The organism is Nocardia bovistercoris (assembly GCF_015674855.1).
GTDB classification, from domain to species: Bacteria; Actinomycetota; Actinomycetes; order Mycobacteriales; family Mycobacteriaceae; genus Nocardia; species Nocardia bovistercoris.
Window position 1 is genome coordinate 36,035 of record NZ_JADMLG010000027.1, and the last position, 23,616, is coordinate 59,650.

Sequence of the window (23,616 nt, forward strand, 5' to 3'; positions counted from 1 at the left end):
CGGATGCCGACGCGTCACAGCATGCAGCTCACGCAACCCTCGACTTCGGTGCCCTCCAACGCCATCTGGCGCAACCGGATGTAGTAGAGGGTCTTGATGCCCTTGCGCCAGGCGTAGATCTGAGCCCTGTTGAGATCGCGGGTGGTCGCGGTGTCCTTGAAGAACAGCGTGAGCGAGAGCCCCTGATCGACGTGCTGCGTCGCCGCGGCGTAGGTGTCGATGATCTTCTCGAAACCGATCTCGTAGGCGTCCTCGTAGAACTCGAGATTGTCGTTGGTCATGTAGGGCGCCGGATAGTAGACCCGGCCGATCTTGCCCTCCTTGCGGATCTCGATCTTCGACGCCACCGGGTGGATCGAGCTGGTGGAGTGGTTGATGTAGGAGATCGAACCGGTGGGCGGCACCGCCTGGAGGTTCTGGTTGTAGATCCCGTGTTCCATCACCGAGGCGCGCAGCTCACGCCAGTCGTCCCGGGTTGGGATGTGCACGCCCGCGTCGGCGAACAGCTCCCGCACCCGCTCCGTCTTCGGCTCCCACGCCCGTTCGGTGTACTTGTCGAAGTATTCGCCGCTGGCGTACTGGGATTCGGAGAAGCCGCCGAACGAGCTGCCGCGCTCGATGGCGATCCGGTTCGACGCCCGAATCGCGTGGTAGACAACGGTGTAGAAGTAGATATCGGTGAAGTCGATACCCTCTTCGGACCCGTAGCGCACCCGTTCGCGCGCCAGATAGCCGTGCAGGTTCATCTGCCCGAGGCCGATCGCGTGCGACTGGTTGTTGCCCTGCTCGATCGAGGGCACCGAATAGATGTGGGTCTGGTCCGACACCGCGGTGAGCGCCCGGATCGCCACCTCGATGGTGCGCGCGAAATCCGGGGAGTCCATGGCCTTGGCGATATTGAGCGATCCGAGGTTGCAGGAGATGTCCTTGCCCACCTTGGCGTAGGACAGGTCGTCGTTGAATTCCGACGGGGTGGAGACCTGGAGGATCTCCGAGCACAGATTCGAATGGGTGATCTTGCCCGCGATCGGGTTGGCCCGGTTCACCGTGTCCTCGAACATGATGTACGGGTAGCCGGACTCGAACTGCAATTCGGCGATGGTCTGGAAGAATTCGCGCGCCTTGATCTTCGACTTGCGGATCCGCTTGTCGTCCACCATCTCGTAGTACTTCTCGGTGACGTCGATATCGGCGAACGGCTTGCCGTAGATGCGTTCCACGTCGTAGGGCGAGAACAGGTACATGTCCTCGTTCTTCTTCGCCAACTCGAAGGTGATGTCGGGGATCACCACGCCGAGCGAGAGGGTCTTGATGCGGATCTTCTCGTCCGCGTTCTCCCGCTTGGTGTCGAGGAAGCGGTAGATGTCGGGGTGGTGCGCGTGCAGGTACACCGCGCCCGCGCCCTGCCGCGCGCCGAGCTGATTGGCGTAGGAGAACGAGTCCTCGAGCAGCTTCATGATCGGGATCACGCCGGAGGACTGATTCTCGATCTTCTTGATCGGGGCGCCGTGTTCACGAATATTGCTGAGCAGCAACGCGACTCCGCCGCCGCGCTTCGACAGTTGCAGCGCGGAATTTATGGAACGCCCGATGGACTCCATATTGTCCTCGATGCGCAGCAGGAAACAACTGACCGGCTCGCCGCGCTGTTTCTTGCCCGAATTGAGGAAGGTCGGGGTGGCGGGTTGGAAACGGCCTTCGATGATTTCGTCGACGAGCAGGCCCGCCAGGTCTCTGTCACCGTCGGCGAGGGTGAGGGCCACCATGACCACGCGGTCCTCGAACCGTTCGAGATAGCGTTTGCCGTCGAAGGTCTTGAGGGTGTACGAGGTGTAGTACTTGAACGCGCCGAGGAAGGTCGGGAAACGGAACTTCTTGGCGTAGGACTGCTTGAACAGCGACTTGATGAACGCGCGGTCGTACTTGTCGAGGACCTCGGCCTCGTAATAGTTCTCCTCGACCAGGTAGTCCAGCTTCTCCTCGAGATTGTGGAAGAAGACCGTGTTCTGGTTCACGTGCTGGAGGAAGTACTGGTGCGCGGCCTCGCGGTCCTTGTCGAACTGGATCTCCCCGTTCGGACCGTACAGGTTCAGCATCGCGTTGAGGGCGTGGTAGTCGAGCACCTCGTCGGATTCGGAACCGCGCGTCGCGGGCTGCTCTAGACGAGCTGATTTTCCGGTCGGCGCTGTCGTTGCTGTTGCCAAAACAATCCCAATCCCTCTCGGACGCGTTCGACGTCCTGCGCGGTTCCCATCAGTTCGAAGCGGTACAGGTACGGCACCGCGCATTTGCGCGAGATGACCTCCCCCGCAAAGCAATAGGTGTCGCCGAAGTTCGTGTTGCCCGCGGCGATCACGCCGCGAAGCAGGCCGCGATTGTGCGGGTCGTTGAGGAACTTGGCGACTTGGCGCGGCACGAAATCCTTGTCGGAGCGCTCGCCACCGAGCACGTGCCGACCGCCGCCGTAGGTGGGGACGATCAGCACGTACGGCTCGTCGACGCGCAGCGTGTCCGCAGTGTGCAACGGTATGCGAGTTGCCGGGAGACCCAGCTTCTCGACGAAGCGGTGCGTGTTCTCCGAGGCGCTGGAGAAGTAGACCAGACCGGGTGTTCGATCGGTCACGGCGATCACCTCCCCTCCCCCGGTAGCGGGACGACGGGCGGTCAGGCCGCCACGGTCGCCAGGGACTTGATGCGGTCGGGGCGGAAGCCCGACCAGTGGTCCTCGCCCGCGACGACGACCGGCGCCTGGAGGTAGCCGAGCGCCATGACGTAGTCACGCGCCTCGTCGTCCTGGGAGATGTCGACGACTTCGTAGTCGACCCCGACCTTGTCGAGGGCCTTGTAGGTGGCATTGCACTGGACGCAAGCGGGCTTGGTGTACACGGTGATGGTCAAAAGACGTCCCTCTCTCCTATGCCTGATCCACAGCCTGTGATCCGTATGCCGATCGTTCCGGGCGACCGATGGCCGCCTCCGATACATGCTCCGACGTACGCTGCGCAAACTCCTGGATCCGGTCCGGAAACCCCTGTTCAGCTCTCCCGAAACCGGGTGGAGCCGAGCCGTTCCTTCGATGACTCCGTGCCGTCTTCCAGTGAGCAAGACACTACACCTAGTGGCCGACAGATACGAACAACACGAGATGTTGCGAGTCACAAAGATGAAATTTCGGTGCGGTAAGTCCCAGCACAGTCGATTCGGCAACCGACACAGCCGTGGCACAGATCACAATTTCGCACCCTAGCGTCTTCCCGGCAAACACTCTGGACACCTGCGTCACATCCGCATCGGCAACCCCTCCCGCAGTACTTCGGAACACCGGACACACGAGACCGCCCCCGTTCGGCGAAAGAACGGGGGCGGCCTCGTGTGCGCGTCGGGTCAGGCGGAGACCAGGCCCGGCCGCGCGGCCGCCACCAGTTCGGCGACGGCGCCCGCGAGCTGGGCCAGCGCCTCGGCGTCCTCGCGCGGGTGGGCGTCGGCGAAGCGCTCACCGATGGCCCCGAAGTGTACGTGCGCACTCTCGACCACCTTCGCGCCCGCGACGCCGAGCGCCTTGACGGTGTCGCCGTGCGCCCACTTCGCGGCGTTCGGGCTGATCGACGCGCTGAGTACGGCCACAGGCAGATCCCGCAGCGCGCCCGCGCCGTAGGGCCGCGAGGTCCAGTCGATGGCGTTCTTCAGCACCGCCGTCGTCGTGCCGTTGTACTCGGGGGTGACCAGCAGCAGTCCGTCGGCGGCGGCGACGGCGTCGCGCAGAGCTTGCGCGGCCGCGGGCACGGCGCCCGGCACGTCGAGGTCCTCGTTGTAGAACGGGATGTCACCGAGACCCTCGTACAAGGTGACCTCGACCCCGTCGCGGGCGGTCTGCACCGCGGCCTCGGCCAGTTTTCGATTGATCGACTCGGCGCGCAGGCTTCCGACGAGTGCGAGGATGCGCGGCTGGCTCATGACGACTCCTGATGTACTGATGCGGTATCCGACCTTTCACCGACATCAACCGGACCACGGTCCGATTACATTCCCCCGAAGGCACGTGATCCCTGTGACGTACAGCACACCTCCGAACGGCGACCGGCCGCTGCTGCTGCCCATCGGCCCGTCACTGCCCGACGCGGAGGCCCAGGTCGAACGCGCCGACGCCGCCCGCAACCGGCGCCTGCTCCTCGACGCCGCGCAGCAGCTGGTCCGCGAACAGGGCGTCGAGGGGCTGACCATGGACGAACTCGCCAAACGGGCGGGCGTCGGCAAAGGCACCGTCTTCCGCCGCTTCGGCAACCGATCGGGACTGATGCGCGCGCTGCTCGACCACTCCGAACGCAAATACCAGGAGGCGTTCATCTTCGGGCCGCCGCCGCTCGGGCCCGGCGCGCCGCCGGTCGAGCGACTCGTCGCCTTCGGCCGCGCCCGCCTGCTCGACATCGAGGTCGAAGGCGAACTCCATCGCGCCGCCGAAATCAGCGAAGGGGACGGACGCTACACCGGCGCACCGTACAACCTACTGAAATCCCACGTCGTGCTGCTGCTGCGGGAAGCGGGCGTCGACGGCGACCACGCGCTGCTCGCCGACTCGCTGCTCGCCGGTCTCGACGCCCCGCTGCTGATGTACCAGATGCGCGTACTCGGCTACAGCCGCGAGCAGATCGGCGCCAACTGGGACCGCGTGGTGGCGCGGATCGTCGGTGCTCCGGCGTAGTCACTACGGCGCACGCCAGTAGAGTGACCTGCCATGGCAAGCGCTATCTCATCTCTCCCGGCATCCGGTGTCCGCGAACAGATCATCGCCGAACTGGGCGTCCAGCCGAGTATCGAACCGAAGGTCGAGGTGCGCCGCCGGATCGACTTCCTCAAGGACTATCTGCGCGCCACGCCCGCGCGCGGTTACGTGGTCGGGATCAGCGGCGGCCAGGACAGCGCGCTGACCGGGCGGCTGTGCCAGTTGGCGGCCGAGGAGCTGCGCGCCGAGGGCGCCGAGGCCACCTTCGTCGCGGTGCGGCTGCCCTACGGCGTGCAGTCCGACGAGGTGGACGCGCGCGTCGCCATGCGGTTCGTGCAGCCCGACCGTTCCGTGGTGGTGAACGTGCGGCCGAGCGCCAACGCGGTCGCCGGTGAGGTCGCCGCCGCGCTCTCGGTCGACAAACTGCGTGATTTCGTGCGCGGCAACGTCAAAGCCCGCGAGCGCATGGTGATCCAGTACGCCATCGCCGGACAGGAGAACCTGCTCGTGGTCGGCACCGACCACGCGGCCGAGGCGGTCACCGGATTCTTCACCAAACACGGCGACGGCGGCGTCGACCTCACCCCGCTCACCGGACTCACCAAACGCCAAGGCGCCGCACTGCTGCGCGAACTCGGCGCCCCGGAAACCATCTCGTCCAAGGTGCCGACCGCCGACCTCGAGGACGACCGGCCCGCCCTTCCCGACGAGGAAGCGCTCGGCCTGCGCTACAGCGAGATCGACGACTACCTCGAGGGCGAACCCGTCACCGCCGAGGTCGCGGAGAAGATCGAGACGATCTACCGCGACACCCGCCACAAGCGCACCGTCCCCGTGACCCCGCTCGACACCTGGTGGCAGTGAGGGTCAGCCGCCCGCGAACGGGGGCAATACGTCCACGCGGGGGGTGAGGGCGGCGGACGGGTCGCGGGTGAGTTCATCGCCGACGAGGTAAGCGCAGACACCGAGCATGGTCTCCAGGTCGGGTCCGTAGGTGCTCGCCAGGGTGAGCCGCAGGTCGGCGATGGTCGCGCCCGCGGGTAGGTCGAGGGTTTCGCTGTCCTTGCCGACGGCGTCGGCGATGGCGGCGAAGTAGCGGATCTCAACCACCGATGGCTCCCATCGTGCGTTCGGGCGGCACGAAATTGTCGGCGTCGATGCCGTGGCCCGCCCATTTGTTCCACATCGCGCCGCGCCAGATGGTGGCGATCTCGTCGTCGGTGGCGCCCGCGCGCAAGGCCGCGCGGACATCGAATTCCTCGTCGCTGAACAGGCACGACCGCAGCATTCCGTCGGCGGTGAGCCGGGTGCGGTCACAGGTGTCGCAGAATTTGCGGGTCACCGTGGCGATCACGCCGACGGTGGCCGGTCCGCCGTCGACCAGCCAGCGTTCGGCGGGTGCGGCGGGGTCGGGGCGACCGACCTCGGTGAGGGTGAACCTGGCGCCGAGCACGTCGAGCAGTTGCGCGGCGGTCACCATATTGGCGCGCGCCCACTCGTGGTCGGCGTCGAGCGGCATCTCCTCGATGAAGCGCAGTTCACAGCCTTCGTCGAGGCACCAGCGCAGCAGGTCGGCCGCACCGGAGAGGGTTTCGCGCATGAGCACCGCGTTCACCTTGACCGGCGCGAGTCCGGCGGCGCGGGCGGCCTTGATGCCCGCGAGTACCGAGTTCAGGCGGTCGCGGCGGGTGAGACGGGCGAAATCGGCGCGGTCGACGGTGTCGAGGGACACGTTGACCCGGCTCAGCCCGGCGCGCGCGAGTCCGTGGACGCGATGCACGAGACCGACCCCGTTGGTGGTCATGGCCAGCGGGGTGTCGGGCACCCGCGTGTGACACCCCTCGATGATCCGTTCCAGATCCCGGCGCACCAGCGGTTCGCCGCCGGTGAACCTGACCTCGCGCACACCGAGTTCCTCCACCGCGAGTCCGACCAGCCGGACGATCTCGTCGACGGTCAGCAGTTCGTGCTGCGGTATCGGCGGCAGACCCTCCTCGGGCATGCAATACGTGCAGCGCAGCGTGCATTTCTCGGTGATCGAGACGCGCAGGTCTCGGGCCGTCCGCCCGAATCGATCCACCAGCAGCGGCGTATCGGGCCGACCGTCGAGCGAGGGCGGACGGGATCGTACGGTAGGAATGCCCATCTCGACCAACGTCACGTTTCCCATTATGACCAGACACGGTTCTCTCACAATGGGCGCGGCCATCTCCGTGGGGTTCACACCGGACGAATGTGTCCGGTGAGTTGCGGCACACATCGCGTCCCTTCCCGAGGGCGATAGGCTGGCTCGCATGAACGCTCGGCCCGCCCGCACCTCGGCACGGTCCGTCGACGACTACCGCGAGACCATCGAGGCTCTGCTGCGGCCGTTGGCGGCGCGCGCCACCGAAGCCGTCGCGGTGCCCGAGTCGCTCGGCAGGCTGCTCGCGGCCGATCTGCGGTCGCCGGTCGAGCTGCCGGTCTTCCGCAATTCCGCCATGGACGGATACGCGGTGCGGGCCGCCTCGGTGGTGGTGGCACCCGTCACACTGCCGCTCGCGGGCGTGATCGCGGCGGGCCAGGACGGTCGCGCGCCACTGCCCGACGGCGCGGCCGTGAAGGTGATGACCGGCGCTCCGATACCGCCCGGCGCCGACTGCGTGATCCCGGTGGAGGACACCGAGGCGGACGGCGCCACGGTCACCGTGCTGCGTGGGCGTTCCTCGGGCGAATTCGTCCGCGAACCTGGAACCGACGTCAAGGTCGGCGAACTGCTCGTACCCGCGAACACGGTCCTTGCGCCGCGGCATATCGCCGCGCTCGCCGCCGTCGGGCTGGCGCGGGTGCCGGTCTTCGCGCCGGTGCGCGCGGCGATCGTCACCACCGGCGACGAACTCGTCGCGGCGGGAGAACCGTTGCGGCCCGGCCAGATCTACAACTCCAACGGCATCGCGCTCGCGGCGGCGGCACGGGCCGACGGCGTCGCGGTCGTCTCGGTCGCGCACAGCGTCGACGATCCCCGCGTGTTCCGCGACCTGCTCGCCACCGCGACCCGATCCGCCGATGTGGTGCTCACCTCGGGCGGGGTGTCCAAGGGCGATTTCGAGGTGGTCAAGGATGTGCTCGCACCGCTGGGCGGGGTCTTCGGCTCGGTCGCGGTGCAGCCGGGCGGGCCGCAGGGGCTCACCGTGCTCGACGGCGTGCCGGTGCTCAGTTTTCCGGGCAATCCGGTGAGCACGATGGTGTCCTACGAGGTGTTCGCCCGGCCGGTCCTGCGCGAACTCGCCGGTCTGCCCCCGGTGACCGTGCGCGCGGAACGACTGGTGGAACCGGTGCGCTCTCCCGCCGGACGGCGGCAGTTCCTGCGCGGGCGGCTCACCGAAGCGGGCGTGGAGTCGGTGTCGGGACCCGGCTCGCATCTGGTGGCGGGGATGGCGTGGGCCGACGTCCTCATCGACATACCGGCCGAGGCCACCGACCTGCCCGCGGGCGCCACCGTGCACGTGCGGGTGCTGTGACCGCCGAGCTGTACCGGACCGGATTGTGCCAGGGTGGAAAGTATGAGTGAGTTGTCGCATGTCGACCGCGAGGGCCGGGCCCGGATGGTCGACGTGAGCGCGAAGTCCGACACCGTGCGCACCGCCGTCGCCGCCGGGGAACTCAGGACGACGCCCGAGGTGGTCGCCCTGGTCAGAGCCGACGGACTGCCCAAGGCGGATGTGCTCGCCACCGCACGCGTCGCGGGCATCGCGGGGGCGAAGAAGACCTCCGAACTGATCCCGCTGTGCCATCAGCTCGCGCTGTCCTCGGTTCGGGTGGAATTCGGCTTCACCGAGCGTGCCATCACCATCGAGGCCACCGCGAAGACCAAGGGCCCCACCGGAGTCGAGATGGAGGCGCTCACCGCGGTCGCCGTGGCCGGGCTCACCCTGCACGACATGGTCAAGGCCGTCGATCCCGAGGCCGTACTCGACGGTGTCCGGCTGCTCACCAAGGACGGCGGCAAGCGCGGGCACTGGACCCGCTCCGGTTCGACCTCGGACACACCCGTGCCGCCGACGTCCGACACCGCAACCCACGATCCGGACGCGGAGCTGCGGACCGCAACCGTCGTGGTCGCCTCGACGGGCGCCGCCGCGGGCACCCGCGTCGACACCACCGGCCCGGTCCTCGCGGAATGGCTTGCGGGACTCGGCTATTCGGTGCGCGGACCGCTGGTCTACGCCGACGCCGACATCACCGTCGGACTCGCCGACGCGTTGCATCTCGCACCGTCGCTGGTCGTCACGACCGGCGGCACCGGCGCCTCGCCCACCGACGCGACCCCCGAGGCCACCCTCGCCCTGCTCGACCGCGAACTGCCCGGCGTCGCCGAGGCGATCCGGCAGCGCGGCACGGCGAAATTCCCGCTGGCCGCGCTGAGTCGCGGCGTCGCGGGACTGGCGGGCCGGTCGGTCGTGGTCAACCTGCCCGGATCGCCGGGCGGGGTGAAAGACGGTATGGCCGTGCTCGAGCCACTCCTTGATCATCTGTTGGCGCAAGTAGCCGGAGGCGGCAGCCATGACAACACGTGAGGACGCACTCGTCCGCGCAGCCGGAATCAGCGATCTGCCGCTCGACCCCGCCGCGGCGGAGGCGGCCGTGACCGGACCCGAACACGGCGCGGTCGTCGTGTTCACCGGCAAGGTGCGCGACCACGACGGCGGCCAGGCGGTGTCGGCGCTCGAATACTCCGCCCATCCCGACGCCGACCGGTTCCTGCGGACCTGCTGCGCGGAGGTCGCCGCCGCGGCCGGACTTCCGGTGGCCGCCGTGCACCGCGTCGGCGCGCTGACCATCGGCGATCTCGCCATCGTGGTCGCGGTGGCCGCGCCGCACCGGGCCGAGGCGTTCCGGGTGTGCGCCGAACTGGTCGACCGCATCAAACTCGAGGTGCCGATCTGGAAACGCCAATTGTTCGCCGACGGACTGTCCGAATGGGTCAATGCCTGCGCGCATTAACCATTCCGTGACGTGATTCCAATGACGAATCAAAACGGCGCGGCTAGCGTTCTCGCCCAAAGTGTTCATCCGGTTGTGTTGCAGGAGGACGCGTGGGCACCGATCAAGTACTGCTGCATCGATTCGTGATATCGCAGCTCAGCGCGGCCGGGCTGGATCGGGATCAGTTGATTCGAGATACCGGCCTGCCCGAGTGGACGATGGCGGGCGACGATATGCACCTGCCGTGGGAGATGTTCTCCCGGCTGTGGGAATTGGGCGCGCACGGATTGGCGGATCCGAGTGTCGCGCTGCAGGTGGCCCGTCGCTACGAATTGTCCAGTCTCGGTCTGTACGACTACCTGTTCTCCACCGCACCCACCCTCGGCGCGGGCCTCGCGACCTGCGGTCCCTACGTCGCGGCCGTCACGACCAACCACCGCTTCGACCTGGTCGGCGCGGGCGAAGGCGAGATGAGCCTGACCCTGGACATGATCGAGGGCGACGGCCTCGGCCGCGACCTCACCCAGCTGTGGGGCCTGTCGGCGGTGTTGAGCCGCGCCCGGCGGGTGGTCGAAGGCCCGCTCGCCCCGGTGCGGGTCACACTGCGGCAGCGCGCGCCCGCCCGCCGCGACATCTTCGTGGAAGTATTCGGCACCTCGGACATCACCTTCGAGGCGGAGATCGACGCCATGACCTTCCTCGCCTCGGATATGGACCGCCCGCTCACCACCGCCGACCCGGTGCTCGCCGGCATCCTGCGTCCGCTCGCCGAAGCGCTCCCCCCGCCACCGCCGCTGGCCACCGCATGGCCGCAGCGCGTCGCCGACACCCTCGCCGAAGCGCTCGCGACGGGCGACGCCTCCCTGGATCGGGTGGCGCGCACGTTGGCGACCAGTCCGCGCACCCTGCAACGCAGGCTCATGGAAGCCGGGACCACTTGGCGCAAGGAATTGGACCGGGCCCGCGACGCCCGCCTGCGCCAAGCCGTCGCCACCGGGCCGCTCAGCCGCGCCCGCCAAGCGCAACTGCTCGGCTACTCCGACGCGGGTGCGGTGCGCCGCGCGGCCCGTCGGTGGACCGCCGTGGACAGCACGTCGCGCGCCGATCGCTTCGATTGATCCCGCCTTCGGAACTGCCTCACACCTTCAAGGCTCACACTTTCAAAAACGTGGCCGCGATCCGCCAGAAGGTGGCGTCCTCGATGCTGGCGAAATCCCAGGTGTCGGCGATATCCCTGGTGGCGGCCACGATCGCGGGCACATCGAAGTCGTCGCGGGTCGCGGTGCCCTTGGCCTCCAATGCGGCGATCACATAGGCGGTGGCGCTCTCGCAGGTTTCGGACACGGAACTCTCCCATCGGTCGCAAGACAGAACGGCGAACTCAGTTCTCGGGCCCCGACCCGACCCGGCTCGACACGCGGCGGCCGTCGCACCGCGCTTTCACACCGCGGGGACGCCGACACGGCGGGCCTCATCACAGTCTTGTCCGCCACCCGCGGCGGGCCAAGCACCGAACGCGCCGGCTTCGGCGCAAACGCGCCAATGTGCCTCGCGCGCGTCGTTCAGTGCGGCGTGTACCGCCACACCCCGAGCATGGCCTGCGGATCGAGACCGTCCGCACCGGTGTGCACGGTCTCGTGCAACCGCCGCAGCGTCGACTCCGGCTCCAGTCCGGCGCCGATCAGGACCAGGCTGCTGGCGCGCGCCTCACCGCGCCCCCAGGCGCTCGGCTCGAACACGATATGGCGACCGACCATGTGGAATACGAACTTGCGCCGCTCCTCGGCGACGCCGAAGGCCGCGAAACCTTTGGCACGGAACAAGCCCGGCGGCGGATCCTCCAGGAATCCGACGAAGCGGCGCGGGTCCAGTTCGCGGTCGCTGGTGAAAGACACGCTCGTGTAGTCGTCGTGCAGATGCCGGTGCCCGCTGTGCTCCCCGTCGTGGTCGTGTTCGGTGAGCAACGCGTCGAAACTCAGCTGCTCGGCCACGGTCGGCGCGGCGCGCAGCGGCTCGTCGAACAGCAGACCGGGGTCGATGCGGCCGTGCGTGGTCGCGTATACCGGCGCCTGCCCGACGATTTCGCCGATCTCGGCGCGCAACCGGTCGAGTTCGGCGGCGCCGGGGCGGTCGGCCTTGTTGAGCACCACCAGATCCGCGAGCCGCAGGTGGGTCGCCAGTTCCGGATGGCGACGCACGCTCTCCGGAAACTGTTCGGCGTCGACCACTTCCACGAGTCCGCCGTAGCGGATGCGCGGATTGTCGCTGCCGATCACCATCCTGATCAGATTGCGCGGCTCGGCAAGGCCGCTGGCCTCGACGACGATCACGTCGATGCGCGACTTGGGATGGGCGAGGCGGGCGAACATCTCGTCGAGTTCGCCGATGTCCACCGCGCAGCACACACATCCGTTGCTCAGCGAGACCGTCGCGTCCACCTGCCCGGCGACCAGCATCGCGTCGATGTTGACGGCCCCGAAGTCGTTGACCACCACCCCGATCCGAGTGCCGCGATTGTCGCGCAGCAGATGGTTGAGCAGCGTCGTCTTCCCGGATCCGAGAAATCCGGCCACGATGAGAACAGGAATCCGCTCGGCCACCCGGACCACCCTAGTCGGGGGCGCGGCGAAGACTTCCAAGCGCGAGGCTGTGGCGCCGCGCGGTGACCGGACACCTCCGAAAACGGCGAATCCGCGAGGATCCCCGGACGGCGCGGAGCCGGACACCGTGGCGGCGGTGCCCGGCTCCGCGTGTCCGCCCTCGGTGTCCGACGGCGCGACTCGGGCGCTATCCGGTGGGGCGGGACAGCATGCCTGCGAGGCTGTAGACCATGTTGATCAGTTGGGTGGTGAGCATGGTGTCGTCGATGCCGAGCGCCCTGGTCAGCGGGGACAGCAGTCTGGTGACCATGGCGACGAGGTCGCCGCCGTCCTCGGGGCTCGGCGTGGACGGGGCGGGCGACTTCGGGGCCGCCGGGTCGGGTGCGGTGGCGGGGCGGTCGGGCGCCGAACCGGTCGTGCCCGCGGGGTTGGCCGAGAGCAGGTAGCCGACCAGTCCGGTGGTGATGGCGACGGCGTGCTTCAGTTGGCCGTCGGGCGATTCCAGCACCGCCGCGTCCTGCGGGTCGCCGCCGTTGCCCATCTCGACGAAGACGCCGGGCACCCTGGTGAGCGCGGGACCGGCGATATCGGCCCTGGTCTGGAGTCCGTCCTGCACGCCCGCGTAGTTCGCGGGCTGGAATCCGGCCTGGACGTAGGCGTCGCGCACCGCTTTGGTGGCGGCGAGTCCCTCGGTGGACTGCACCCGGTCCGCGACGGCGTCCGGGATCGGGAGTTGCGGGACGATCAGGTGGAAACCGCGCGCGCCTGCGGGCGCGCCGTCGGCGTGGATGCTGACCGCGACGGCCGCGCCCGAGGCGTTCGCGGCCCGCGCGCGGTCGTCGACGCAGCCGCCCCAGCCGGTGTCGTCGGGCCTGCTGAGCACCACCCGCGCGCCGAGGCTCTCCAGCGCGGTCTTGACCAGTTGCGCGACGTTCCAGTTGATCGTGTGCTCGGGAATGCCGTTGAGCGAGGTCATGCCGGTGGTCTGGCAGTCCTTGGCGCCGCCGCGTCCGTTGTCGACCTGGCGGGACAGGTTCTCGCCGTGACCGGTCCCCTGGTGCCCCGGGTCGACGAAGACGGTGCGGCCCGCGAGTTTGTTCGCGACGTCCGGCGGGACCGGGTCGGCGAAGACGGCGGCGGGCGCCACCGCCGACACGCTCACGACCACCGCCGCGGCGAGGGCGGCGCGCAGACCGGTCTTGATGATGGTTGGCTTCATGTGCGGTCTCGGCGCCCGGAACGGGACGCCACTCCCTTCTCACTAGTAACACCAAACCCAGTGGTTAACTCTGGCAACGCCGTCTCGGCCGCGCAAGCCACGTTGCCGAGATGTTACGCCACCTTTCCCGGACCGCATCGCGCCAGATCAGCCGCCGCCACCGAGATCTCCATCGCCCTGCCGCGGGTGCGCGACGCCCGAGCGCGGCCGCCGATCTCGCGCCCGGTGGCCGGTCCGAAATGCCTGTTCGGCGACCGGAGTGGGCGGTCTGTCCCGGTCCAGGGATCGCACGCGGAACCATCGACACCCGCCAAGCACGGCAGCGGTCAGTCGATACGGCAGGGTCAGTCGATACGGCAGGGTCAGTCGAGGGGAACCGTTCAGGCCCCGCGCGGCAGCTTGCGCAGCGAGCGCAGGGCGTAGTGCACCCGCGTCTTCACGGTGCCGACCGGCACGCCGAGGTCGTCGGCGACCTCCTGATAGGCCCGGTCACGCATGACCACTTCGACCACCGCCGCGCGTTGCGGCCCCGGCAGCGCCGCGAGCAGGTCGGCGACCAGCAGTCCGTCGCACAGGCTGTCGGCGAAATCGGGACTCACGCACCGTGATTCCGCTGTTTCGCGCGAATCGTCCCAGCCGACCTCACCCGGCCGCGCGGCCCGCGCCCGCGCCAGATCGATCAGCACATTGCGTTCGATGCGCAGCAGCCAGGCGCGCACCGAACCCTTGCCGGAGTCGAACCGGTCACAGGAGCGCCAGGCCCGCAGCAACGTCTCCTGGACCACCTGTTCGGCCAGGCCGCTGTCGCCGAGTCCGCGCATGGCGCGCCAGTACAGCAGCGCGCGGTCGGCGGCGAGCACCGCGGCGATACCGCCGTCGGTGCACAGTCCGGCACAGGACACGCCGCAGGTCGGGCGCGTGCGCGCGGTGACCGGCCGATCACATCTCACATAAGGGTTATCGCGGCGAGCCCGCCGAATGACATCCTCGCGCGCGGATTTATCGTCACCTCATGACGAGGACCAAGATTCTGATCACGGGAGCCAGCGCCGGACTCGGCGCCGCGATGGCGCGCGATTTCGCCGCTCGCGGCCGTGACCTTGCCCTGTGCGCACGACGGGTCGAACTGCTCGAGGAGTTGCGTGCGGAACTGCTGGCCGCGCATCCGGGGATCACGGTGGCGGTGCGCGCGCTCGACGTCGACGACCACGCGGCGGTGCCGAGGGTCTTCGGCGAACTGCGCGACGAACTCGGCGACTTGGACCGGGTGATCGTCAACGCGGGCATCGGCAAGGGCGCGAAGATCGGCACCGGACGCGCCGAGGCCAATCTCGCGACCGCCGCCACGAATTTCGTCGGCGCCCTGGCCCAGGTAGAGGCCGCCATGGCCATCTTCCGCGAGCGGCGCGCGGGGCATCTGGTGCTGGTCTCCTCGATGAGCGCGGTGCGCGGCCTACCTGGCAAGAAGGCCGCCTATTCGGCGAGCAAGGCCGGTCTCGCTGCCCTCGGCGAGGCGCTGGCGGTGGAGACGGCGCGCACGCCGATCGCGGTGACGACCCTGCTGCCCGGTTTCATCGCCACCGATATGTCCGCGACCTCGGGCGCCACCCGGCTCGTCGCGCCGCTGGACAAGGGTGTGGCGGCAATGGTCGGCGCCATCGAGAAGGAGCGGACCCGCGCGTGCGTGCCCGCGTGGCCGTGGCGGGCGCTCGATATCGTCCTGCCGCTACTTCCCGGCGCCGTCGTCGCACGGATCAGTTGACAGCACCCTTCCCGCATAATCGCCGCTCGCGCTGGCCGCCGATGGCGTTATCCCCGTCACATATTGGAAGCTGAAAGTTAGCCAAATGTCCGAATTTACGCTTTCATAACATGGTTCACTTCAATTTGACACTTTATTTGCGGGTTATGTTACCTCTTCGTAATAGACTGAGTTCAGCCTTTTGACAGGTTCGCCGATGTGAACCGCGCCGGCTGGAGCCACCTCGAGGCCCGAAGGCGACCGCTGAGGAAAGTGTTCGAAGCTGATGAAGATCAAGAAAATCGCTGCAACGTCTGCCCTGCTCATCGCGGCGGTCGGCATCTCGAGTGCGACCGCCTACGCGGCGCCCGCGCCCGCTCCGGCGCCCGGCACCACCATCCAGACCGATATTCTGCCCGGCATCCACTACACCGCCAATATCGTGGACAACTCGGTCGTCCTGAAGACCGACGCCGGTTCGCTCACCACGCAGGGAACCCAGTTCCAGGTACTCGACGGCCAGGGCAATCTGGTAGCCGGAATGCCGCTGACCTATCTCAAAGACGGCATGGAATGGCCGATCGCCGCCCAGGTCGAGGGAAATACGGCGACATTCACCCCGAGCACGAATCCGGCCGACGCCCGTCCGGCGACCATGTTGCAGCCGGTCGACGCGCAGACCGTCGGCGCCGACTTCAATACCTCGCTGAGCACGGCCGCCACCCAGTTCGGCCTCGCGACCGGTGTCGGCACCCTCGTCGGCACCCTGATCGGCGGTGTCCTCGGCTGCGTGGCGGGTGCGATCATCGGCGCGCCACTGGTCGTTCCGACCTTCTTCGCCGGACCGATCGGCCTGTGCCTGGCCGGTGCGGGCGTCGGCATCACCCTCGGCGCGGCCGCGGGCATGCTTCTCGTCGGCGTGCCGGTCGGCGTTGCCAGCGCGATCCAGTTCTTCAGCGCGGTCTACGGCGCCTGAGCCCGGCCTGTCCGCTCTCCCCGATGCCCGGTGCGCTGCGCACCGGGCATCGGGGCGTCTGGGCTCCTCGTCACGGTTCCCCGCATCCGCATCGCGGTGCAGAACTATGCGGGCTCTCCGGTCGCCGAGGTCACCGACCCGGGAGCACTAGGCGGTCAGCGTGAACTGCATGACGTCGAGCATGCCGCGCCGGAACCGATCGGCGCAGCCGGTGATGTAGCGCAGGTAGCGGTCGTAGACCTGTTCGGAGGTCAGCGCGACGGCTTCGGCGCGGCGCTCGGTCAGCGCCAGCGCCCACAGGTCGAGGGTCTGCGCGTAGTGCTGCTGAAGTGCTTGCACCCGTTCGACTTCGAAGCCCGCGCCCGTGGCGAGGGTGGTGACCTCGGCAGCTTGCGGCAGCTGTCCGCCGGGAAAGATCTCCCGCTTGACGAAGATGTGGAACAGCGCGTCCTCGCGAGTCACCGTGATATTCAGGCGGCGCATATCCTCGAGGGAATTACCGATGATGGTGTGCAACAACATTCGTCCGCCCGACGGCAGGATCGCACGACACCGGCGGAAGAAGTCCGGGTAGCGCTCGTGCCGGAAATGTTCGAACGCACCGATACTCACGATGGCGTCGGCGCGGCCGTCGAATTCCTCCCAGCCCTGCAACCGCACCTGCGCGTCGAGGCCGCGCCGGTCGATCTCGGCGCGCACGTGATCGTGCTGATTACGGCTCAGCGTGAGCCCGACGGCACGCACGCCGTATCGTTCGGCTGCACGGAAAAGCGTTGAGCCCCAACCGCATCCGATGTCGAGCAGGGTCATGCCCGGCCGTAGGTCCAGTTTGCCGAGCGCGAGGTCGACCTTGGCGAGCTGCGCCTGCTCGAGCGTCATCTCGGGTCGCTCGAAGTACGCGCAGCTGTAGGTCATGGAGGGGTCGAGGAAAAGCCGGTAGAACTCGTCGGACAGGTCGTAGTGGGATTGCACATCCTTGTAGAACGGTTTCAAAGCGGCCATAAGAGGCTCCTCGCTTGTGATGGACTACAAGATGGTACGAATCAGCGCCTCGCTCGGTTCGAATTTCCCCTGGAAATCCGGAATTTCTGATCCACCGGACCCGATTCGGCCTGTGAACACACACAATAGCGACATATCGCCGCCCGCGCGGGCGCCCGACGCCCTTAAGCCCTCTTTAAGGCCCTGTCAAGGTACCCGGGGCATGGTTTTCCCAACCCCGGCGGAGCCTGCCCCAGGAGGGGGGAGCAGGACGCCCGCCGGGGCCAACGACCCGCTGCGCACCGTAGGGCCTTTGGTCACCGATCCCGGAATTCGCCGCCATCGCCTTCCGCGTGCGGCGTATCGGTGGTAGGCAGGGGCCCAGCGAAAGGGGCAACATGTACGTCCACGCCTATCCGACCGATGTGTCGGGCCCGGTCGACCTCGACCTGGCCCGGCGCATAGTCGATCGGCACCTGTCCGAACCCGGTGACCGCGCGGCCGGGATAACGCGCGTCATCACGGAATTCGACACCGGATTCACGGTGATCGGCGTCCGAGGCACGCCCGCCGCCGACCCTCGGGTCCTCCCGCCGCCGACCGTCGGCGGATCGGTGTACGTCATCGACAAGGACACCGGCGCGGTGTCGTTCTGGCCCACCTACCCGGTCACCCTTGTCGCCGAGAGCTATTCGGCGACGGTGCGCGCGGGTGGCCTGATCATCGCCGACCGCTGGCCCGATCCGCGCGCGATCGCCGAACCCGCCTACGACGCCGCGACCGCCGCGGAGATCTTCATCGATTACGGACTCCTCCAGGACAATCGATGACCGGATCCGCTCATTCGACCGGCAGATGCCGGATGGATTCGCCGCCCTTGGTCTGATGCAGACGCCCGAACCGGCTGTCCAGCAGATTCGCCATGCTGTCGGCGGCGCCGGTGTAGGCGTCCTCCACGGTCTCGGCGCGGTGCGTCACCGCGACCGGCGGTTGCCCGTTCGGGCGCGCCTCGAGGACGCACTGCTTGTCCTCGGGACCGCCCTTGTGGGCGTTCTGATCGCTGAGGTGCGCTTCGATCCTGGTGAGTTGCGATTCGAAGCGTTCCAGGATGCCGGAGATCCGGTCGGACGCCCGCCGAATCAGGTCTTCGCCGCCGTCGATATTGCTGTCGGTGTTGATCTGAATCTGCACGCGCGTCTCCATTCCGTCCGGGCGATCGGTTCGCGATATCCGAAAATCGCGAAGATCGATTTCCATGGCAATCTTTCCGCGATTTCGACGATACCCGTTTCCGGGATATTCGAACCCGACGGCTTCGAGCCGAATCCGTCAGGTGGCGACCTTCGCCGACAGTGGCGGTGCGTCGGCATCGGCATCGGCATCGGGCACCGTCGTGCCGCGCAGTGACGCGCCCGCCGTCTCCCGCAGGAACGACCACGCGACCAGCCCGACGAGCGAGGCGCCGACCATGTAGACCGCGGGGAACAGCGTCCAGCCGGTGGCCTCGATGACCGCCTCGTTGACCAGTGGCGCGGTGCCGCCGAACAGCGCGGTGGACACGTTGTAGCCGAGGGCGAACCCGGCGTAGCGGACGTGGGTCGGGAAGATCGCCGGGAAAGTCGAACTGATGGTGGACAATTGGGGTACGTAGAGCAGGCCGAGCACGACGAAGCCCGCGATGGCCCATAAGGTGCCCTGCCCCATCAGCCAGTACATGGGCACCGCGAGTACCGTGAGCCCGACCAGTGAGATCAGCCACATCGGGCGGCGCCCGACGCGATCGGAGACGCCGCCGAAGAACGGCAGCACCAGCATCATCACGAGCTGGCCGATCAGCATCATGGCCGTGGTCGTCGACTCCCCCATGCCGATGGTGTTCTGCAAGTAGGTCGGCTGGTAGGTGAGCAGGGTGTAGTTCACCACGTTGAGCGCGACCACGAGTCCGCCGAGGGTGAGGATCTCGCGGCGGTAGGTGGTGATCAGCTCGATCAGGCCGCCCTTGGACTTCTCCTCGTCGGCGATCTCCTCGAAGACCGGCGATTCGTCCAGTCGCGCACGCAGATACCAGCCGGTGAGGCCGAGCGGCACGGCGAGCAGGAAGGGGATGCGCCAGCCCCAGTCGTGCATCGCCTCCGATCCGAACGCGAGCTGGCAGACCAGCACCACCGCCGTACCGCCCACGAATCCGGCCATGGTGCCGAATTCCAGGAAGCTGCCGAAGAATCCGCGTTTGCGGTCGGTCGAACATTCGGCGAGATAGGTTGCCGCGCCGCCGTATTCGCCGCCGGTGGAGAAGCCCTGCACGACCCGGAGCAGGATCAGCAGAATGGGCGCGGCGACACCGATGCTGGAGTGCGCGGGCAGGATGCCGATGGCGCCGGTGGCCGCGGCCATGAGCAGAATCGTGGTGGCCAGCACCGCTTTTCGGCCGACGCGATCGCCCAGCGGGCCCCAGACCATGCCGCCGAGCGGACGCAGCAGGAACGACACCGCGAAACCCAGCATGGTGCCCAGGGTTCCGAGGTCGCCGGGGAAGAACGCGTCGGTGAGGTAGGTGGCGGTGGCCGCGTACACGCCGTAGTCGAACCATTCGGTGGCGTTACCCATGGCCGATGCCGCGACCGAGCGCCGCAGCACCGCGGGTCGAAGGGGTGCGGAGTCAGGGGGTTTGTCGGCCATGCGCGTCTCCTCTTCCGGCCCGTCCCCACGGTCCGGCCCGTCCGGGCGGACCACCATCGGCGCGGCTCGCGGAGCGGACGGGAAATTCTCATGAACCGGCACGGAACGGACCGATACCCGGATATTCACCGCAGCAAACTATCGACCCGTCACGTACCCCTTTCGCACACCCCGAGCTACCTGCCATTACATCGGGCATTGTGAAATAGATCACATACCGATCTTCGGGGCGATTTCCGCCGTTTCAGATTGGCGTCACATAGGCGCCCGAGATGCCGCCGTCGACCAGGAATTGCGAGGCGGTGATGAACGAGGCGTCATCGCTGGCGAGGAAGGCCACCGCCGCCGCGATCTCCTCCGGGCGGGCGAACCGGCCGAGCGGAATGTGCACGAGGCGCCGCGCGGCCCGCTCGGGATCCTTGGCGAACAGCTCGCGCAGCAGCGGCGTGTCCACCGGCCCCGGACACAACGCGTTGACCCGGATCCCCTGCCTGGCGAACTGCACGCCGAGTTCGCGACTCATCGCGAGCACGCCGCCCTTGGAGGCGGTGTAAGAGATCTGCGAGGTGGCCGCACCCATGACCGCGACGAAGGACGCGGTGTTCACGATCGAGCCGCGCCCGCGCTCCAGCATCCGCTCGATCGCGTACTTGCTGCACAGGTAGACCGAGGTCAGATTGACCTCCTGCACCCGCCGCCACGCCTCGATCCCGGTGGTGAGGATCGAATCGTCCTCCGGCGGTGAGATTCCCGCGTTGTTGAACGCGATGTCGACACCGCCGTAGGTGCGCGCGGCGGTGTCGAACAGGGCGCGCACCTGCTCCTCGTCGGTGACGTCGACCTCGACGAAACCGCCGTCCACCTCGCCCGCAGCGGCCGTGCCCGCAGCGACGTCGATATCGGCGACGACCACCTTCGCGCCCTCGGCCGCGAACCGCCGCGCGGTCGCCAACCCGATACCACTACCGCCGCCGGTCACGACGGCGACTCGATCCTGTAAGCGCTGCAACGCATCTCCTTCTCAGCGGGACTGTCTCGATGGGGGTCGGATGATGGAGGTCTCGTCGGCCCGAGGTCTCGTTCGACGGAGCTCCGGATGGCAGTTGTGTCACGCAGCGGCGAGCCGAGCAGCTAGCCGCGTCCGGTCGAGTGACGGCGCCCGGCCAGGTCGCCGCACCCGATCAGATCGCCGTGCCCGGTCAGATCGCCGTGCCCGGTCAGATCGCCGTGCCCGATCGGATCGCCGTGCCCGATCGGAACGCCGTGCCCGATCGGAACGCCGTGCCCGATCGGAACGCCGTGCCCGATCGGAACGCCGTGTCCGGTCAGATCGCCGCGGCTTGTCATGTGGCGATGAAGACGTTCTTGGTCTCGGTGAAGGCCGACGCCGCGTCCGGGCCGAGTTCGCGACCGAGTCCGGACTGTTTGAATCCGCCGAACGGTGTCCAGTACCGCACCGACGAATGCGAGTTGACCGACAGATTCCCGGCCTCGACCGCGCGCGAAACCCGCAGCGCCCGACCGACATCGGAAGTCCAGATCGACCCCGACAGCCCGTAGTCGGTGGCGTTGGCGATCCGCACGGCGTCCGCCTCGTCCTCGAAGGGCAGCACGGCGACGACCGGGCCGAACACCTCCTCGGTCAGCACACGGTCGCTCGCGCCGTTCGGCAGGACGACAGTCGGCGGGTACCAGAAACCCGGCCCCGAGGGGCACGCGCCGGTGTAGGCGACCGTCGACGGCTCCACGAAGCCCATGACCCGTTCCCGGTGCGCGGCCGAGATGAGCGGGCCCATCTCGGTGGCCTCGTCGTTCGGATCGCCGACCCGCACCCCACGCACCGCAGGCTCCAGAAGTTCGAGAAAGCGATCGAAAACCTCGCGCTGCACGAGGATTCGCGACCGCGCGCAACAGTCCTGCCCGGCATTGTCGAAGACGCCGTACGGCGCCGTGGCCGCCGCCCGCTCGAGATCCGCGTCGGCGAACACGATATTGGCGCTCTTGCCGCCGAGTTCCAACGTCACCCGCTTCACCTGCGCGGCACAGCCCGCCATGATCTGTTTGCCGACCACGGTGGAACCGGTGAACACCACCTTGCGCACGGCGGGATGGGTGACGAAGCGCTGCCCGACCACCGCGCCCGCACCGAGCACGACCTGGAACACACCGTCGGGCAGCCCGGCGCGGGCCGCGAGCTCGGCCAGGCGCAACGCGGTCAGCGGAGTCGCTTCCGCCGGTTTGACGACCACCGTATTGCCCGCGGCGAGCGCGGGCCCGAAGCCCCAGGCCGCGATGGGCATCGGGAAATTCCACGGCACGATCACCCCGACCACGCCGAGCGGTTCGTTGAACGTGATGTTCACTCCGCCCGACACCGGAATCTGGCTGCCGAGCAACCGTTCCGGAATTCCAGCCGCGTAATGCAGCACATCGCGGACATTGCCCGCCTCCCAACGAGCGTTGCCGATGGTGTGCCCCGCGTTGGCGACCTCGAGCCGAGCCAGCTCATCGAGATCGGCGTCGACCTGTTCGGCGAAGCGCCGCAGCAGCCGCGCCCGATCACCCGGCGCCACCGCCGCCCACCCCGGCGCGGCCGCACGCGCGCGTTCGATCGCGGCGTCAGCCGCCGCCTCGTCGGCGAGTTCCACCTCCGCGATCACCTTCTCGGTGGCGGGATCGATCACCGCGTGCTTCCGTACCGACGTCACCGAACTCGCTCCTCTCCATCCCCCGCCTTCTCCGAAAGCGACTCCCCCTCGGCTGCCGAGCCCTTCCCGACAACCGGCACCATCTCAGCCACCGGCACCTCCACAGCCACCGGCACACTCTCGGCGGCCGTGACCTTCATAGCGGCCGGTCCTTCGCTGCGGCGAGCGCCTTCCCAACAGTCGGCACCTTCACAGCCACCGGCACCTCCACAGCGGCTGGCACCTTCACAGCGGCTGGTCCTTCACAGCGGCTGGTCCTTCACAGCGGCTGGTCCTTCACAGCGGCGAGCGCCTTCCCGACAGTCGGCGCCTTCTCGGACGCCACGGCGACCAGCGCCCGCACCAGCCGGTCGTCGGCCGCGTCGGCCTCGGGATGCCACTGCACGCCGATCAGGAACGGCCCCGACCCGGTCTCTACGGCTTCGACGGTGCCGTCGGTGGCGTGCGCGGTCGCGACGAGTTCGTGTCCGAGCTCGGCCACAGCCTGATGGTGGTGACAGCGCGCGGCGACCCGCGGGCCCAGAATCCCCGCGATCGCGCTGCCCGGCGTGGTGCGCACCTCGACCTCGGTGAACGAGCCGGGACCGCCGGAGTGCCGCTCGTGACCGACCACGTCGGGCAGGTGCTCGATCAGCGTGCCGCCCAGCGCGACATTGACCAGTTGCAGGCCTCGGCAGACCGCGAGCACCGGCAGACCGGCGGCGCGGGCCAGGCGGAAGAGTTCGAATTCGGAGTCGTCGCGATCGGGGCGGGTGTAGCCGAGCGAGGGCTCCGGCGCGCCGCCGTAGCGGGCCGGGTCGATGTCGGCGCCGCCGGTGAGCAGCAGGCCGTCCAGTCGGGCGATCAGTTCGGGCCCGGCGACGCCGACCGGCGGCAGGAGTACCGGGATGCCGCCCGCGCGCGCCACCATCGCCGGGTACTCGCGGTGCAGGACCGCGCTCGGCACGTTCCACGATCCGAAGGAGGCCTGTTCCATGTAGGTGGGCAGGCCGATCAGCGGGCGGATTCCGGCGGCGACAATCGGCAC

The 23,616-nt window shown here is 68.2% G+C and carries 26 protein-coding genes; 9 read left to right on the top strand and 17 right to left on the bottom strand.

Features of this window, described 5'->3' with window-relative positions; all coding sequences use genetic code 11:
• Positions 1-14: 14 nt before the first annotated feature.
• From nrdE to IT779_RS35765, 4 genes are all read right to left on the bottom strand, one after another.
• Positions 15-2,096, bottom strand: a complete 2,082-nt coding sequence (gene nrdE, locus IT779_RS35750) for a class 1b ribonucleoside-diphosphate reductase subunit alpha (RefSeq protein WP_232542412.1) — start codon at positions 2,094-2,096, stop codon at positions 15-17.
• A 62-nt stretch (positions 2,097-2,158) separates the two neighbouring features.
• Positions 2,159-2,629: a class Ib ribonucleoside-diphosphate reductase assembly flavoprotein NrdI gene (gene nrdI, locus IT779_RS35755; RefSeq protein WP_408637828.1), complete on the bottom strand. Its 471-nt coding sequence runs from the start codon at positions 2,627-2,629 to the stop codon at positions 2,159-2,161.
• Between the two features lie 35 nt (positions 2,630-2,664).
• On the bottom strand, positions 2,665-2,898 hold the full coding sequence (gene nrdH, locus IT779_RS35760; protein WP_196153928.1) for a glutaredoxin-like protein NrdH: 234 nt from the start codon (positions 2,896-2,898) through the stop codon (positions 2,665-2,667).
• Positions 2,899-3,384: 486 nt separating this feature from the next.
• Positions 3,385-3,954 (bottom strand): NAD(P)H-dependent oxidoreductase, encoded by a 570-nt coding sequence (locus IT779_RS35765; protein WP_196153929.1) that lies wholly within the window; start codon positions 3,952-3,954, stop codon positions 3,385-3,387.
• An 88-nt stretch (positions 3,955-4,042) separates the two neighbouring features.
• On the opposite strand from IT779_RS35765, the gene IT779_RS35770 reads away from it, so the two are divergent.
• Positions 4,043-4,699, top strand: coding sequence for a TetR/AcrR family transcriptional regulator (locus IT779_RS35770; RefSeq protein ID WP_408637829.1), 657 nt, complete (start codon positions 4,043-4,045; stop codon positions 4,697-4,699).
• 33 nt (positions 4,700-4,732) lie between these two features.
• Positions 4,733-5,584 carry an ammonia-dependent NAD(+) synthetase gene (nadE, locus tag IT779_RS35775; RefSeq protein WP_196153930.1) on the top strand — a complete coding sequence of 284 codons (852 nt, stop codon included), beginning with the start codon at positions 4,733-4,735 and terminating at the stop codon, positions 5,582-5,584.
• A gap of 3 nt (positions 5,585-5,587) precedes the next feature.
• On the opposite strand, the gene IT779_RS35780 is transcribed toward nadE, so the two are convergent.
• Positions 5,588-5,830: a MoaD/ThiS family protein gene (locus IT779_RS35780; RefSeq protein ID WP_196153931.1), complete on the bottom strand. Its 243-nt coding sequence runs from the start codon at positions 5,828-5,830 to the stop codon at positions 5,588-5,590.
• Positions 5,823-6,881 carry a GTP 3',8-cyclase MoaA gene (gene moaA / locus IT779_RS35785; RefSeq protein WP_196153932.1) on the bottom strand — a complete coding sequence of 353 codons (1,059 nt, stop codon included), beginning with the start codon at positions 6,879-6,881 and terminating at the stop codon, positions 5,823-5,825. The genes IT779_RS35780 and moaA overlap by 8 nt, the downstream gene beginning before the upstream one ends.
• 133 nt (positions 6,882-7,014) lie before the next feature.
• Here moaA and IT779_RS35790 point away from each other — a divergent pair, with 133 nt between their 5' ends.
• The 4 genes from IT779_RS35790 to IT779_RS35805 all read left to right on the top strand — a co-directional run bounded on the left by IT779_RS35790 (position 7,015) and on the right by IT779_RS35805 (position 10,803).
• The gene (locus IT779_RS35790; protein ID WP_196153933.1) at positions 7,015-8,220 is read left to right on the top strand and encodes a molybdopterin molybdotransferase MoeA; all 1,206 of its coding nucleotides are present in this window, start codon (positions 7,015-7,017) and stop codon (positions 8,218-8,220) included.
• A gap of 42 nt (positions 8,221-8,262) precedes the next feature.
• Positions 8,263-9,276, top strand: a complete 1,014-nt coding sequence (gene moaCB, locus IT779_RS35795; RefSeq protein ID WP_196153934.1) for a bifunctional molybdenum cofactor biosynthesis protein MoaC/MoaB — start codon at positions 8,263-8,265, stop codon at positions 9,274-9,276.
• On the top strand, positions 9,263-9,703 hold the full coding sequence (locus tag IT779_RS35800) for a molybdenum cofactor biosynthesis protein MoaE (protein ID WP_196153935.1): 441 nt from the start codon (positions 9,263-9,265) through the stop codon (positions 9,701-9,703). The genes moaCB and IT779_RS35800 overlap by 14 nt, the downstream gene beginning before the upstream one ends.
• Positions 9,704-9,795: 92 nt before the next feature.
• The gene (locus tag IT779_RS35805) at positions 9,796-10,803 is read left to right on the top strand and encodes an AraC family transcriptional regulator ligand-binding domain-containing protein (protein WP_196153936.1); all 1,008 of its coding nucleotides are present in this window, start codon (positions 9,796-9,798) and stop codon (positions 10,801-10,803) included.
• Positions 10,804-10,837: 34 nt separating this feature from the next.
• Here the strand turns inward: IT779_RS35805 and IT779_RS35810 are convergent, their stop codons facing one another.
• From IT779_RS35810 to IT779_RS35825, 4 genes are all read right to left on the bottom strand, one after another.
• On the bottom strand, positions 10,838-11,029 hold the full coding sequence (locus tag IT779_RS35810; RefSeq protein ID WP_196153937.1) for a hypothetical protein: 192 nt from the start codon (positions 11,027-11,029) through the stop codon (positions 10,838-10,840).
• A gap of 218 nt (positions 11,030-11,247) precedes the next feature.
• Positions 11,248-12,294, bottom strand: a complete 1,047-nt coding sequence (locus IT779_RS35815) for a CobW family GTP-binding protein (RefSeq protein ID WP_408637830.1) — start codon at positions 12,292-12,294, stop codon at positions 11,248-11,250.
• Between the two features lie 178 nt (positions 12,295-12,472).
• Positions 12,473-13,504: an N-acetylmuramoyl-L-alanine amidase gene (locus IT779_RS35820; protein ID WP_196153939.1), complete on the bottom strand. Its 1,032-nt coding sequence runs from the start codon at positions 13,502-13,504 to the stop codon at positions 12,473-12,475.
• A gap of 380 nt (positions 13,505-13,884) precedes the next feature.
• Positions 13,885-14,454, bottom strand: a complete 570-nt coding sequence (locus IT779_RS35825) for a sigma-70 family RNA polymerase sigma factor (RefSeq protein WP_332839112.1) — start codon at positions 14,452-14,454, stop codon at positions 13,885-13,887.
• 62 nt (positions 14,455-14,516) lie between these two features.
• On the opposite strand from IT779_RS35825, the gene IT779_RS35830 reads away from it, so the two are divergent.
• Positions 14,517-15,266, top strand: coding sequence for an SDR family oxidoreductase (locus tag IT779_RS35830; RefSeq protein ID WP_196153940.1), 750 nt, complete (start codon positions 14,517-14,519; stop codon positions 15,264-15,266).
• Between the two features lie 265 nt (positions 15,267-15,531).
• Entirely contained in the window at positions 15,532-16,221 is a 690-nt protein-coding gene (locus tag IT779_RS35835) for a hypothetical protein (protein ID WP_196153941.1), read from the top strand.
• A gap of 147 nt (positions 16,222-16,368) precedes the next feature.
• On the opposite strand, the gene IT779_RS35840 is transcribed toward IT779_RS35835, so the two are convergent.
• Positions 16,369-17,223, bottom strand: coding sequence for a cyclopropane mycolic acid synthase family methyltransferase (locus IT779_RS35840; protein WP_196153942.1), 855 nt, complete (start codon positions 17,221-17,223; stop codon positions 16,369-16,371).
• A gap of 377 nt (positions 17,224-17,600) precedes the next feature.
• On the opposite strand from IT779_RS35840, the gene IT779_RS35845 reads away from it, so the two are divergent.
• Entirely contained in the window at positions 17,601-18,032 is a 432-nt protein-coding gene (locus IT779_RS35845) for a hypothetical protein (protein WP_196153943.1), read from the top strand.
• Positions 18,033-18,042: 10 nt separating this feature from the next.
• Here IT779_RS35845 and IT779_RS35850 read toward each other — a convergent pair whose 3' ends face one another.
• The 6 genes from IT779_RS35850 to IT779_RS35875 form a co-directional block, all read right to left on the bottom strand.
• A complete protein-coding gene (locus IT779_RS35850; RefSeq protein ID WP_196153944.1) occupies positions 18,043-18,393 on the bottom strand; it encodes a ribosomal subunit interface protein in 351 nt (116 codons plus the stop codon).
• A 138-nt stretch (positions 18,394-18,531) separates the two neighbouring features.
• The gene (locus tag IT779_RS35855; RefSeq protein WP_196153945.1) at positions 18,532-19,881 is read right to left on the bottom strand and encodes an MFS transporter; all 1,350 of its coding nucleotides are present in this window, start codon (positions 19,879-19,881) and stop codon (positions 18,532-18,534) included.
• A gap of 244 nt (positions 19,882-20,125) precedes the next feature.
• Entirely contained in the window at positions 20,126-20,890 is a 765-nt protein-coding gene (locus IT779_RS35860) for a 3-oxoacyl-ACP reductase (RefSeq protein ID WP_196153946.1), read from the bottom strand.
• 122 nt (positions 20,891-21,012) lie between these two features.
• Positions 21,013-21,228 carry a hypothetical protein gene (locus IT779_RS35865; RefSeq protein WP_196153947.1) on the bottom strand — a complete coding sequence of 72 codons (216 nt, stop codon included), beginning with the start codon at positions 21,226-21,228 and terminating at the stop codon, positions 21,013-21,015.
• Positions 21,225-22,589: an aldehyde dehydrogenase family protein gene (locus IT779_RS35870; RefSeq protein WP_332839113.1), complete on the bottom strand. Its 1,365-nt coding sequence runs from the start codon at positions 22,587-22,589 to the stop codon at positions 21,225-21,227. The genes IT779_RS35865 and IT779_RS35870 overlap by 4 nt, the downstream gene beginning before the upstream one ends.
• Positions 22,590-22,848: 259 nt before the next feature.
• Positions 22,849-23,616: a gamma-glutamyl-gamma-aminobutyrate hydrolase family protein gene (locus IT779_RS35875; protein WP_332839114.1), complete on the bottom strand. Its 768-nt coding sequence runs from the start codon at positions 23,614-23,616 to the stop codon at positions 22,849-22,851.

Coding starts and splice junctions, on each gene's coding strand:
- nrdE (WP_232542412.1), bottom strand. CDS start 2,096: ATGCTGAACCTGTACGGTCCGAACGGGGAGATCCAGTTCGACAAGGAC.
- IT779_RS35765 (WP_196153929.1), bottom strand. CDS start 3,954: ATGAGCCAGCCGCGCATCCTCGCACTCGTCGGAAGCCTGCGCGCCGAG.
- IT779_RS35845 (WP_196153943.1), top strand. CDS start 17,601: ATGTACGTCCACGCCTATCCGACCGATGTGTCGGGCCCGGTCGACCTC.
- IT779_RS35840 (WP_196153942.1), bottom strand. CDS start 17,223: ATGGCCGCTTTGAAACCGTTCTACAAGGATGTGCAATCCCACTACGAC.
- IT779_RS35830 (WP_196153940.1), top strand. CDS start 14,517: ATGACGAGGACCAAGATTCTGATCACGGGAGCCAGCGCCGGACTCGGC.
- IT779_RS35790 (WP_196153933.1), top strand. CDS start 7,015: ATGAACGCTCGGCCCGCCCGCACCTCGGCACGGTCCGTCGACGACTAC.
- IT779_RS35865 (WP_196153947.1), bottom strand. CDS start 21,228: ATGACAAGCCGCGGCGATCTGACCGGACACGGCGTTCCGATCGGGCAC.
- nadE (WP_196153930.1), top strand. CDS start 4,733: ATGGCAAGCGCTATCTCATCTCTCCCGGCATCCGGTGTCCGCGAACAG.
- moaCB (WP_196153934.1), top strand. CDS start 8,263: ATGAGTGAGTTGTCGCATGTCGACCGCGAGGGCCGGGCCCGGATGGTC.
- IT779_RS35835 (WP_196153941.1), top strand. CDS start 15,532: ATGAAGATCAAGAAAATCGCTGCAACGTCTGCCCTGCTCATCGCGGCG.
- IT779_RS35820 (WP_196153939.1), bottom strand. CDS start 13,504: ATGAAGCCAACCATCATCAAGACCGGTCTGCGCGCCGCCCTCGCCGCG.
- IT779_RS35855 (WP_196153945.1), bottom strand. CDS start 19,881: ATGGCCGACAAACCCCCTGACTCCGCACCCCTTCGACCCGCGGTGCTG.
- IT779_RS35800 (WP_196153935.1), top strand. CDS start 9,263: ATGACAACACGTGAGGACGCACTCGTCCGCGCAGCCGGAATCAGCGAT.